Genomic DNA, 12,561 nt, shown 5'->3' on the forward strand with positions numbered 1-12,561 from the left:
TTAACAACGACCAAATTTATCTTCTAGTCTAACAATGTCATCTTCACCCAAATAAGATCCACTTTGAACCTCAATGAGCTCAAGCTTGATCTTGCCGGGATTGGTTAATCGATGTGTTGCGCCTAAAGGTATGTATACAGATTCGTTTTCAGCTAATAATATTTCTTTACCACTAACCTCAACCAAAGCCGTACCAGAAACGACAATCCAGTGCTCAGCGCGATGATGGTGCATTTGCAATGATAGGGAAGCACCAGGTTTAACCACAATACGCTTAACTTGAAAGCGATGGCCTTCTTCTATTGAATCATAGCTGCCCCAAGGTCTATAGACTTCTCTATGTAACAAGTGTTCGGAACGTTTCGAAGTTTTAAGGTGCTCTACTACGTCTTTAACCTGCTGAACATGGTCTTTATGGGCAACTAGAATCGAATCCTTGGTGCCTATTACCACTAGATCTTTGACCCCAATGGTGGCAACAAATTGGTTTTCTGACTGCACTAAGCAGTTGCTTGAATCTATGCTCTTTACGTCACCCAAGCTAACATTGCCATATTGGTCTTTGTCTAATACTTCCCATAGGGCAGAGAACGACCCTACATCACTCCAACCTACATCGATGGGGAGCACCATTCCCTTTTCGGTCTTTTCCATCACGGCATAGTCTATCGAATCATCAGGTGATTTAGCGAAGGCTTGTTTATCAACCCTTACAAAATCTAAATCTCCTTGACTATTATTCCAAGCTTCACTTACTGCTTGATACATTGGTTCATTATACTTTTTTAATTCATCTAAAAACGCACGGGCCTTAAAAACAAACATGCCGCTATTCCAGAAAAATTTACCACTATTCACATACCTTTCTGCGGTGGCACTATCTGGTTTCTCTACAAATTGGGCAATAGCTGAAAGCTCAATTGTGTCGCTAGTTCCTTGGATATAGCCATAACCCGTTTCCGGCGCTGTGGGAATAATGCCAAATGTAACTAGTGATCCATCCCTCGCGACTTCAACGGCTCGGTCTACTGCATCTTGAAATGCCTCGACATCTTCAATTACATGATCTGCAGGTAAAACAACCAAAGCTGCTTCTGCATTTTTAGCCAGGGCAGCAAACGCTGATAAGGCGATCGCTGGCGCAGTATTGCGCGCTACGGGTTCTAAGATAATGGCTGACGGCTCTATTGCTACCTCTTGTAACTGTTCCGCGACCATAAAGCGGTGAGATTCATTGCAAACTGTTATAGGGCTCGCAAACTTCGTCAGTCTCAATGCAGTTTCCTGCAGCATAGTGTAGGCACTCGTTAAGCGCAGTAATTGCTTGGGATAATGTTTACGAGATAAAGGCCACAATCTTGTCCCTGAGCCGCCAGAAAGTATCACTGGATAAACGCTATTGTCCATTTAATTACCTTAATTTTTTATCTACATAGTTACAGTAGAACATTCTGTTATTTTTCATTGATATCAGAGCGCGAACGTTCATTTATTCTTTGCTCAAGCAATGCAACCCGTTGCATTAATCGTTCAAGTTTTACCCTGTCCTTCGCTCTTGCGACATCACTTAGTAACGCCTTTAACAAAAGAATAATGCAAGCCATGATAACCGGGATTATAGGGGCATAGCCGACACCCAATTGTTCTGCTGCTAAATCAGTCAGTTGAGGAAAAGTGCCAATAATCAAAATAATGATTGAAAGTAAAGTCCAGCGAATCGCTGAACTAGGAAGAATAGTATCCCTTCTTACTAAATAAATCGCAGTTACGAAAAAAACGATGGAAATGATAGCGGAGAAAATTTGATAATGTTGCACTGAAATCTGGCCTAGTCGTTATAGTTATTTAATGCCTTTTGATAGGCAAATTCATTACTTAGTTTAACCTTACTTAGGCAGAGTAAAGTTGTGTGTGTCATGTAATAACACACGGCTCCCCAAGAGTGGAATATTCTCGATATACCATCTTCCCTAGGAAGCATTTCAACCTGAACCTCACTGAGTGACAAGCCGAATGTTTTAAGCATCAATAACACCCCAACATCTTGGTACTCTAATAGCGTGGCTTCTCTACTGCTCAGAATAGCAATCGCAGCACGACTATATATTCGTAAACCAGAAGTTAAATCGGCAACATCGATACATGACAAAGCCCGAAATAATCTCCAAGCAACGTGCCTGGCACCACTTCCCCTTTGAATACAAGAACCAATTACCACATCATCATCGCTTAAGCTCTGCGCTGCAACTAATTGCGTTATCGAGTTGGGTAAATGCTGTCCATCAGCATCGAAAGTAATCACTCGGTCATAATCATTGACATAGCAATACCTGATACCTGTTTGCATGGCTTTCCACGCCCCTAAATTAGTAGCTAATGATAAAAGGACGACATGTGGGTACTGCTGCACGATCGTAGCGGTATTGTCTGTGCTGCCATCATCGATGACAATAATTTGATACAGCTTAAAGTCCAATAAGGAATCTAGGACTTGGCCTATCGTTGTTTCCTCATTATAGGCTGGTATAACGATAGCGCGCTTAATGTTATCTACCTACTTATAGAATGCTTAAACCTGATTACTTTTTGTATCGCAAAAGCTTATTAGCATTACATTAAAATTAATATTGCTAACATAACACTTTTTCATAAAAAAAGGGCCAACAATTTGACCCTTTTTTCATTAAACTGCCATGCTAGTCCACTTTAGATACCTTGTAGGCTGCAGACCACTTTTCCGCCATATCTTTTGCTACTTCTAATTCTTTGGCTGATAAATCTTTCGCCGCCTTTTGTTGGTACTGCTCAGATATTTCGTGGCCGTTACTCAGTGCTACACTAAACCAGGCGTAAGCGGTTTTCATATCTTTTTCAACGCCTGTTCCCATCGCATATTTAAAACCTAACATGCTTTGAGCTTGTGAATACCCCATTCTAGCAGATTTTGTATACCATTCGATTGCAGCCACTTTGTCTTCATCTACATGGCGTCCATTATCAAGCATTGATGCTACTTGGTAAGCAGCCTTGTAATTTCCCTCATTCGCTGCCGCTATGGCTTGTTCATACTCGGAAGCCGCATTAACATGGCCAGTTACAAGGGTAAGTAGCAAAGTAACTAAAAATGCATAAACTTTAAACATAACGCTGAATCTCACCTATTAAATTCGAACAAAAATACACCTAAAACCCTTGTGCAATGAGCTTTTCAAGGAGCTGCTTAGCATAGTCGTTTTTGGGATCATTGGAAATAGTGCGCTGCAAGTAAATTTTAGCTTGGTCCTGCCGCTTTAGTGCCCACAACGCCAGAGCCATACCCAAATTAGCTTCATTGGGCGGTGGCCGCCTGTCCATAGTCATTACGCGCTTAAAAGCATTGAAGGCATTCGAAGCTTCTCGTTTTTGGATGTACATAAACCCTAGGTTAGTTAGTAACTGCTTACGAGCTTGGTTACTATTAACGACGGGTAAGTACTTTTCGGTAAGTGCTATAGCCTGAGCCACATTACCGTCATTCTTTACAGCAGCAATATAATTACTGATAAATAACGGTCGCATTTCATCATCTTCGGTCAAAACCACGGCTTGTTCAAAGTGTTCACTTGCCTCTTTCCACTGCTCTTCATCCATATACAACTGGGCCAAGGCATTATGAACTCGGGCTTTATTTGTCGAGATAGCTAATTCATATTTGTAAAAGGCCATCGGGTCGAGCCACAAGCGGTTTCTTTGAATGGTCATAGTTGTAGCTATCAACATCACAATTACCACGGGCACAACAAACACAGGCTTATTCGCCCCAGCTTTCTTTAACAGGTAATAGCTTCCAATAACGACAGCAAGTATAAGGCCAAAATTAGGTATGTAAGTTCGGTGATCAAAAGCCACATCGCTGATAGGAATAAAGCTAGACTCTACAATGTGAGCACTGTAATAAAAAAGGATACCGAAAGTCGCTAATGGCACTTTCCTAGACGCCAGTAGCGCTATGGTCAATATACCAATATGCAGCCAAAGGTAACCTGAAACCTGCTGAAAACTTCCTGAATAAACAGGCGTCGTGTACTCCAGTTGCAGATTAATGGGTACGAAAAAACGCTGTATGTATTCTCCAACGACTCTTATCTGTGTTTCAAAATATGCCAATCGGCTGATATCAGCCGTTTCTCGGGTATAGGCATCGAGCCAAACTAAAAAACTCTGAAAGTCATCACTTGTCAATGCAAGTAACGCCAAGACCACCGCGCTAACTAAACCCGCAATCGAAACCACCTGGTAACGATTAGGTATTCTGCACACCACAAGCAGTTCAAGCAATAAGATTGACAGAGGTAAAACGATGGTATTTTGCTTGGTAAAAAATGCAAGAAGCATAGCTGCCAAAGTTAAAAAACCATAACAAATATATTGGCTTCGGATAGAGCTGCGTCTTAGCAAAAGATAAAAATACAATGCAGAAAAATAAAATAGCCCGGCCAAAGAGGCAATGCGTTGTACGATGTAAGTCACCGCTTGGGTATGTAACGGATGGCAAACAAAAAACATCGCCACAATGAAAGGTAGCCAAGTTGAAGGCAATTGTTGAGCTCTACAACACTCTTTAGTCAGCAAATAAACAAAGCTTGCGCTTAAAAAATGAACCCCAATATTAGTGATATGAAAACCACTAACATCAAGACCTGTGGCCTGATAATTAACCGCAAATGAAGCGTAAGCGACCCCCCGCATTCCATAAAGTTTAAACACTTCAACTACCGGCAAACCCAGTATATGCATGTTGTCGCTTATTGATGAGGCATCATCTAGATAAAAGGGCACTTTTAGCGTAATAAAATAGCAAACAAGAGTTAAAAAGAACAAACTAGACAACTGCCAAGCTGTTAGATTTCTATTTAGCACCATTTAGCCCTCTTTAACACCTTTAATTTAAATGCCTAATCTGACCAACGTTGATCAAATTGGAGATCTATTTTTCACAGCGCTTCTTTTACTAGCTGACAAATCTGTTTAACTTCTTCTACGGTCAAATCACCATACAAAGGTAAACATAATACTCTGCGGCTGATTTCGTTTGCTAGAGGAGTATCACCTCTATGCCCATAGCAAGCCACTTCAGACAAACTTGGATAGAAATATCGCCGAGTTTGTACTCCTGACGCTAACAAGTTTTCCATCAATTTTAACAATTGTTGCTCTGACCTACATAACACCGGCATGTAAGCACCATTATTTGAACTGCCATCGACCCAATGTTGAAACTCAAATTCATTCGCTAGTTCTGTTTGATATGTGCTCACGGCTTCAATACGTTGCGCTTGAATATCATCAATAGTGTCAAGCAAGCTCAACCCCATAGCTGCGTGCATCTCACTCATTTTGGCATTAATGCCAAGCTGTTCTGGATATTGATACTTATTAAAACCGAAGTTAATCATTTCTCGTGCGCGCAGCAAATCATCTAGCTCCTTAAAAACAATCGCTCCACCTTCGACACAATGGAAAATTTTTGTCGCGTGCAGACTTAAGGTGCTAGCATCCCCCCAGTTAAGTATCGATTCATCATTTAAACGACAGTTAAAAGCGTGCGCTGCATCGTAAATAACTTTCAAATCCCGCCCTGCAGTCTTACTCGCAATCGCTTCGACTTCACACGGGTTACCAAACACGTGTGTTGCAACAATTGCGGAGGCGGCATCAACCTGTTCAGGTTTCAACAGTTCAGGCGCAATATTAAGACTAGATTGATTAATATCGACAAACTCACACTGTAGTCCATGCCAGGCAATGGATGAAGCCGTTGCAGCAAAAGAAAATGGCGTCGTCAATACAGGCTTAGTGCTATTTGCTACCCCTAAAGCCTGATAGGCCACTTGAAGCGCTAATGTGCCATTTGCAACTAACATAAGGTGCTCAACACCTAAATACTCCGCTAGACGCTGCTCGAGGCTTTGATGCAAAGGACCAGAATTCGTCAACCACCTAGAGTCAAAAACCGCTTGAACATGTTTCTGGTAAACGTCGATAGCGGGTAATACGGGTCTTACGATAGGAAATCTGATAGCCATGATTAAATACAGTAGAAAGCAATAGGTTAATTCTAACAGATTAAAACCCAGCAAAAGAATCTATATTTTTGGCAAACTAGCCATCCATCACGGCAGAAAGCTCAACACGCCTAAAGATCCACAGAAAAACAAGTGCGGGAAAAGATTGTTGGTGCTTAAGAAATAAGGTTTACCGAGTCACAAAATATGGCCTGAACATGCCTTTAGGTGTGTAACCGCATATCAGACGGCCAATAAAAAAGCAGACCGTAGCCTGCTTTTTTTATAATATCAAATGATATTAGTTACGGCTGTGAGTCTCTAGAACTGCACGGTCGCCTTCGTTGAAGTACAATGCGTTAACAGCGATAGACTGCTTAGGAGCATTAACGATTACGTCAAATGCTACGTCACCATTGATACCTAGGCTTTGAAGCTCAGGAGTGATGTTAGTCATTGCATCAGCGATAGCTGTAGTGTTAAGCATGTAAGATGTTGGCTCAACCCAATCTGCATCGTTCTTAGCGTATACTAATACTTCGATGTCACCATCTTGGTTAGAAGTGTTAGATACTGAAACGATTGGAGAATAACCGTCACGGAAAGGCATGAATGGTACGTGAATGATTGCACCATTTAGACCCCAAGCGCCCGCATCAGCTTTATCCTGAAGGATAACTGAACCAGCTGCAGATGAGAAATCTGTGTAAGCTACAGTAGTAGTGGCAGTGAACTCTTGTGGAGAAAGAGCTTTATCAGCAACACCAGAAGTTTCGCCAGAAATGTCGATAGTAATGGTGTTAGCTGTCAAACCAGCGTAAGTAGTTACAATCTTGTCTGCGTATACTTTTGGAGCTGCATCAGCAGAAGAAGTAACGTTGCTAGTAGTAATGATACCGCTATCGTTAGCTTCGCCTAGGAAAGAGAAGTCACCGTGGATAACGTAGTCAGACTTAGTAGCAGTTGCAGGCAGTGCCCAAACTTTACCAGTTGGAGCCGCATTTTCAGTAGTTTCAACAGTAACTACGTCTTCATATGCAGTAACGCCAGTACCAACAAACTTAAGACGCTGTTCGTTCACGTCAATAGTTGCGTCTAGGTCATGAGTTACAGCAGCAGCAAACTGGTCTTTAGCTTCAAAGATAATAGTTGCTGAATCTTTACCTGCATCGATTTCGATACCAGTAGAAGTTTCTGCGCGGTAATCTAGAGTCGTTTTACCAGAAGAAAGGATGCTAGTAGTCTTAAAAGTAAGACCATTAACAACTAACTTACCGTATTTAGTTGTGTTTAGAGGGTCATTTGAATTGATGTAATCCAAAGAAGTAACACGCATAACTAGTTGGTTTTTAGTAGAGCTAGGTAGTAGACCTAGAACCATAGTACCAAGCAATGCGCCACCATCAGCTGGAGCAGCGAACAACTGAACATCAGTTGTGATAACGCTAGCTGTTAGGTCAACATCACCACCAACGAAATCAAAGTATAGTAGATCGTCTGGCTTGTACTCAGCTTCCAAGCTTACTAGTACATCACCAGCTGCATCACCAACGCTTGCAGCGTTACCGATTTGAACGTTAGCAGTGTTTACAGCGCCTTGCTTAGAAAGAAGAGCTGATGCTGTATCTGTAACGTCAGCTGCAGAAGCTGCGGTTGCAACAGAAGCTACTGCTAGTGCGATAAGCGTTTTTTTCAACATTTTTATATCCTTTGAAGTTTCATGAAACAGAAGGTAAGTCTTCTTACTCTTCATTTGTGTTCCGATTATGGTCGCCTTTAGAGGCCGTCGCCTAAAATCCTAAGCGACCTAACCAGTTAAGATTCTATGGGTGGCTACCATTTGTGTCAAGCCTAATAGATTGAAAAAGTTGACAACAGTCAACATTGTGCAAATTATAAGCGAGACAATTTACATTGCATTTACAATCCCGACAGTCAAATATATGACAAAACCATACAACATCAAGGGCTTTGAACTTTAAAAGCTGGCTTTTCAAACAATTACCAACGCAAATCTAGCCAGCAAAGCAGAGCAACATTTTGACAACAAACAACCAAGTGATTTACTCAAGTTAAAACATCTTCGCGCCGACTGTATCAATAGATTGCAAAACAGCCCTGCCGACGCCTTTATTAATCGCGAAAACACCTAATTGTTAATTGTTCATTTCAACTGTTATTGGTTTTTCTGTCGCTGAACTTTCAAGTTTTGTCATTGAAGTAGGCTCACCATTGACAATAGAGCGAGGATCAAGTGCTTGCATCTGGCTTGTAAATGAAGACTTAATATCATCCCACTCATTGGAAGCTTCAATGATTCTAGGAGTTACCATTACAATTAGTTCTGTTTTGACCACTTCATCATTGTTACTTCTAAACAAGCCACCCAGCAACGGTAAATCACCGAGCCAAGGAACTTTGGATTCTGAATAACTTGAATTTTCACTGATGAGGCCACCTAAAATAACGGCTTGACCACTATTGGCTACGACTTCAGTGTTAATCATACGTTCAAAGATGGCTGGTGAATCAGATACGGTTTCAGTATTTGCTTGGTTACTGATAGATTGATTGATTTCCATAATAACAACCCCTTGGCTATTCACTGTCGGGGTAACCGTTAACTGCACACCGGTTTTTCGATATTGAATTGATGTCGTCTGTCTATCGCCGTCAGGATCTGAGGTAGTTTCCCCCACAACAGGAATATCGGTACCAACATTCATTGCGGCACTTGCACCATCCCTAACAACAACACTAGGTCGTGAAAGTACGTTTACGTGACTGTTGGTCTCCAAAAAGTTAGCTAATATCTCACCATCAGCCCCTTTAAGTCCAAATGACATGCCACCAATTTTCTCAACGCCAAACGAACCTTTTGTACTTATACTTAAGTCACCACTACTAAAAGCAAATTCAACGCCTTGCTTAAATACATCAGTCAAGGTCACTTCTGCAATCATAACTTCAAGCATGACTTGCTTAGGCATGACATCCATGCGCTTAATCAATGGCAGTAAACGCTGGTACTCTAATCCCGTGGTTTGCGCAATCAATGCGTTCGACCTAACATCTACTACTAATTTGACTTTATCATTACCTATTGCACCGCTACTTTGATTTGGCTTACCTTTAGTTTGCGCAGATGTCTCACCAACCGTGTTATTGACCGACTCTCTTCTATTTGCCGAAGTACCTGATAAAAGTGGTTCAAGACTTTCTGCAATATCACTGGCACGAGCAAACTGTGGTATGTATGTAAAGTATTGGTTTTCTTCGATCATCGAGGGTTGATCTAGTTTGCTTAACCAAAAACCTGCTCTTTTTAATAAACTATAATCATTAGCGAAAAGGATCACCGACGAAATACGTTCAATTGGCAATACCGTTACAGCATTGCCACTTGGCTTATCACCTTTTACTGTGATGCCTTCATTATTAAGTACATTTGATAGGTTTTCTGCAAGTTCGTCTGCAGGAACGAAAGTTGAGCGATATAAAGTCACTTGCCTATCTCTAAACAAAGGCGCATCAACTAAATGAATAAACTCCATCGCTTTAAGGATTTCTGGTCTGCGTCCAGTTAGAGTGACACTATTCTGATCATAATCGACGCCCACTTGAACATTGGCCAATTGCTGTATAGTCAAATGGAAACCCGATTTAAGCGGAAAGTTAAGCGGAACAATTTGAGTGATATCTACTGATGTGCGCGGCACATCAGTTAACTCACGACCAAAGCCGAATATTCTATTGCTTGAACCTTGTTGGTCCTGCTTATTTACGTAAAACAGATCATCCTTAAAATAAAGTTGATAGCCTCCATCGACTAACAGCTCATCAACCAGCGTAAACAATTTACGCTTTGTAATGGGTTTGCGAATATTAAGCGTCACACCTTTACTGTCGGCTTTAGAGTTATTGTCCAAGATATAACTCACTTCTAGGACTTCACCCAGGACGTAATGCAAAAACTGATTAAGCGGCAAAGCATCTGCCGAAATGGTGACTTTTTCAGTATCACTAAACTGTTTGGTTAAATCCAACTCTGTAGTGTTTGCTGTTCGGTCAGTTTTCATCGATGGCAGTTTTTTATAACTGATTGATGGTTGATCAATATCAGGCTCATTCAGCCCTTGTTGATAGTCTACATTCTGTTCCTTCTCCGTTGCTTCCCCTTCTAGGTATGAAGTGTCATAGGGGTATGGCTCGGTAGGGAGTGTGCTACAGCCCGACAGAACAGCCGCTGCGATGATAGATAAACAGAAATTTTTACGCATTGCAAACACACCCATAATTATGAATTTCTTTTGTACATCATTAATTGGATAACCTGTTCACCACGGGTTAACTTAATTGATGTATGACTTAGTTGAGACACGGTGAACCCTTCGAAGCTCTGCCCTTGCTCGAGTTTTAACCACTTGGTATTTTTGCCTTCGTGAGACTGTTGTTTTATCAACGCAAAATTGGTGGTTTCATTAATGACCGCTTTTAAGCTCAACTTTGACGTTTTGGTATAAAGACTCAACAGCTCACCTTGCTGCGTGTCAATATCAGGTATCTCTACGTTTACCTGGGTACCTTGATCAACTACCTTACTTAACGCTTTAGCTGCTTCTTCCGCTTTTGCCCTAGCACGATAATCATATTTTTCGAACGCTTCAATCAACACAGCTTTTTCTTCTTCAGTATATGAAGGCAATAGATCTGCGTCGTTAGCAAAACCGTACTCTACGGCTGCATTCGATGTCGAAGTTGGCACCCAAACTCTATCAGAAAAATCATAAGCAGCTCCAACACTGGCAACAGAAAAAGCCGCTATTATAAACTTGAAGTGCGCATGTGCGACTATTTTAGTTAGCATTGGCAGCCTCATTGTTCATATAATAATTGAGCGTAATCTGACCATTAGCATCACCAATACGAGTCGTTGATTGGCGCCTAAACGCAAATACAAAATCATCGACCTCAACCCATTGTGCTTGAGACTCGATTTCAGCCATTAGACTTGGAAACTTTACCCCATCACCCTTGAAGCGTACTTGCAATTGATAAAGCGTTAAGTTGTATTCATTGACTTGCTTTGTAGCCAACCAGCCGATGCCTGTCACGCTAAGCGCATACTTCTCGATCAGAGCCTCTAAATCTTGTTGATTTTTTAACTTAAATTGATTCTCTGCCTGAAACGGATACAACCTGTCCCTGTTGGCCTTAACTAATGCACGTAACTTCGGCAACAGGGGCTCAATTTTCTGCTCATTCGCCATAGCCTGTTCTGCTTTCATAACCCGCTTACTTTCTAAGACGAGTGACGCTTTCTGCTCGTTTTGCCATTCTATAATTGGCACACATACAAACCGCGCAAAAACTAAACCAGCAAGCAAAAATAATAAATAGGGCTTCTCTTTAAAAATTTCCATTAACTAGCCCCACTAAGGCGAAAACTAATAGTAAACACCTCATTATTGCGACTTTTGCGGATTTGACTATCGAACTTAGCATCCGTCACTAATGGGTCTTGGATCAACATATCCAGAAGCTTTGTTGCTTGCTTAGTTTCACCATTAATAATGTATCTATCGTTTCTGTATCGAATTGTTCTGAACTTTGCTTGTTGTAATAAAGGCTCCAGCACCAACCAAAATGAGGTTTTAACTGCTTGAGATTCAATAAAATCTTGTTGACGTAACAATTTTTCTGTTAACTGGTTATATTCATTTTGAATATTCAACGCTCGATTAACTTGAGAAGAGTTACTTTCGATTTGTGATGTAATTCGATAAGATTGAAGTTCAAGATAAGCGCTACCAATCAGTAAATACAGGGTAAGCGATGCGCCCAGCGTTAAAAAAACGGGTTTAACCAAATCTTGTACGTCAAGATTTGAATCTTGTTTAACAAAGAATTGGCTACCATATTGAATCAGCAACTGTGGCAACTCTGCAGCAGTGAAATTGGCAAACTGTTCGAATGACATAGAGTTGATAGTTTGATCGACACTTACACCCGAAGCCATTGAGAAAGCATTTACATTATTTATCAAACCGCCTTTTACGGTTGATATGATCCCCTTTGGCGTATTGACAATATAAAACTGACTTTCTTCATTTTGAAGTTCGGTAACTTTAAAGTGCGGTTGTTTGGCACCGATCAAGAATGATTCAGGTAATACGAACTTTGCCCCTAAGTATACGTCACTTAGCATCCATTGATTACTAGCGGTTTTGCTGTCCTGTGCTTTATAAGTTACAAATTGAGATGTACCTTCATTCGCCGATAACTCAAGCCGAATTAGCTTCTTGACCTCAGATTTGTTCTCAATAGGATATTGCTTGCAAGATTCCTGGTAGTGCTGCCTAGATAGAATCAATACGTTGGGTTTAAAGTTTACAGGCGCTTCCTGCCACTTAAATTGGCCATCTGCAATATCAACCAAACGATAAAGTTTAGTATCAAGGTACCCTATACCTAAAAGTCCTAGGGACTTTTTGGAAAGTGCTTTAAGTCTATTCAT

The 12,561-nt window shown here is 41.0% G+C and carries 11 protein-coding genes; all 11 read right to left on the bottom strand.

The genetic code is table 11. From position 1 onward, the window contains the following. The 11 genes from FLM48_RS13995 to FLM48_RS14045 all read right to left on the bottom strand — a co-directional run bounded on the left by FLM48_RS13995 (position 1) and on the right by FLM48_RS14045 (position 12,561). Entirely contained in the window at positions 1-1,407 is a 1,407-nt protein-coding gene (locus tag FLM48_RS13995) for a mannose-1-phosphate guanylyltransferase/mannose-6-phosphate isomerase (protein ID WP_179025059.1), read from the bottom strand. A gap of 47 nt (positions 1,408-1,454) precedes the next feature. After that, on the bottom strand, positions 1,455-1,817 hold the full coding sequence (locus tag FLM48_RS14000; RefSeq protein WP_179025060.1) for a DUF2304 domain-containing protein: 363 nt from the start codon (positions 1,815-1,817) through the stop codon (positions 1,455-1,457). 11 nt (positions 1,818-1,828) lie between these two features. After that, positions 1,829-2,545: a glycosyltransferase family 2 protein gene (locus FLM48_RS14005; protein WP_179026377.1), complete on the bottom strand. Its 717-nt coding sequence runs from the start codon at positions 2,543-2,545 to the stop codon at positions 1,829-1,831. Between the two features lie 151 nt (positions 2,546-2,696). Then, positions 2,697-3,143, bottom strand: a complete 447-nt coding sequence (locus FLM48_RS14010) for a tetratricopeptide repeat protein (RefSeq protein ID WP_179025061.1) — start codon at positions 3,141-3,143, stop codon at positions 2,697-2,699. A 40-nt stretch (positions 3,144-3,183) separates the two neighbouring features. After that, positions 3,184-4,902, bottom strand: coding sequence for a lipopolysaccharide assembly protein LapB (locus FLM48_RS14015; RefSeq protein ID WP_179025062.1), 1,719 nt, complete (start codon positions 4,900-4,902; stop codon positions 3,184-3,186). 71 nt (positions 4,903-4,973) lie between these two features. Then, positions 4,974-6,065, bottom strand: a complete 1,092-nt coding sequence (locus FLM48_RS14020; protein ID WP_256870942.1) for a DegT/DnrJ/EryC1/StrS aminotransferase family protein — start codon at positions 6,063-6,065, stop codon at positions 4,974-4,976. A gap of 280 nt (positions 6,066-6,345) precedes the next feature. Then, the gene (locus FLM48_RS14025) at positions 6,346-7,797 is read right to left on the bottom strand and encodes a hypothetical protein (protein WP_179025063.1); all 1,452 of its coding nucleotides are present in this window, start codon (positions 7,795-7,797) and stop codon (positions 6,346-6,348) included. Between the two features lie 403 nt (positions 7,798-8,200). Further along, positions 8,201-10,324, bottom strand: coding sequence for a secretin N-terminal domain-containing protein (locus FLM48_RS14030; RefSeq protein ID WP_179025064.1), 2,124 nt, complete (start codon positions 10,322-10,324; stop codon positions 8,201-8,203). Between the two features lie 17 nt (positions 10,325-10,341). Next, positions 10,342-10,911, bottom strand: a complete 570-nt coding sequence (locus FLM48_RS14035; protein WP_179025065.1) for a hypothetical protein — start codon at positions 10,909-10,911, stop codon at positions 10,342-10,344. Next, complete coding sequence (locus FLM48_RS14040; protein ID WP_179025066.1) at positions 10,901-11,467, bottom strand: hypothetical protein; 567 nt, start codon at positions 11,465-11,467, stop codon at positions 10,901-10,903. The genes FLM48_RS14035 and FLM48_RS14040 overlap by 11 nt, the downstream gene beginning before the upstream one ends. Then, positions 11,467-12,561, bottom strand: coding sequence for a hypothetical protein (locus FLM48_RS14045; RefSeq protein WP_179025067.1), 1,095 nt, complete (start codon positions 12,559-12,561; stop codon positions 11,467-11,469). Before FLM48_RS14045 ends, FLM48_RS14040 begins: the two co-directional genes overlap by 1 nt.

Origin of the sequence: Shewanella sp. Scap07, from assembly GCF_013394145.1 — a bacterium.
Taxonomy (GTDB): Bacteria; Pseudomonadota; Gammaproteobacteria; order Enterobacterales; family Shewanellaceae; genus Shewanella; species Shewanella waksmanii.

Bases quoted from the DNA above. Each gene is read 5' to 3' on its own strand.
- FLM48_RS13995 (WP_179025059.1), bottom strand. From the start codon at position 1,407: ATGGACAATAGCGTTTATCCAGTGATACTTTCTGGCGGCTCAGGGACA.
- FLM48_RS14010 (WP_179025061.1), bottom strand. From the start codon at position 3,143: ATGTTTAAAGTTTATGCATTTTTAGTTACTTTGCTACTTACCCTTGTA.
- FLM48_RS14015 (WP_179025062.1), bottom strand. From the start codon at position 4,902: ATGGTGCTAAATAGAAATCTAACAGCTTGGCAGTTGTCTAGTTTGTTC.
- FLM48_RS14020 (WP_256870942.1), bottom strand. From the start codon at position 6,065: ATGGCTATCAGATTTCCTATCGTAAGACCCGTATTACCCGCTATCGAC.
- FLM48_RS14025 (WP_179025063.1), bottom strand. From the start codon at position 7,797: ATGAAGAGTAAGAAGACTTACCTTCTGTTTCATGAAACTTCAAAGGAT.
- FLM48_RS14030 (WP_179025064.1), bottom strand. From the start codon at position 10,324: ATGCGTAAAAATTTCTGTTTATCTATCATCGCAGCGGCTGTTCTGTCG.
- FLM48_RS14035 (WP_179025065.1), bottom strand. From the start codon at position 10,911: ATGCTAACTAAAATAGTCGCACATGCGCACTTCAAGTTTATAATAGCG.
- FLM48_RS14040 (WP_179025066.1), bottom strand. From the start codon at position 11,467: ATGGAAATTTTTAAAGAGAAGCCCTATTTATTATTTTTGCTTGCTGGT.
- FLM48_RS14045 (WP_179025067.1), bottom strand. From the start codon at position 12,561: ATGAATAGACTTAAAGCACTTTCCAAAAAGTCCCTAGGACTTTTAGGT.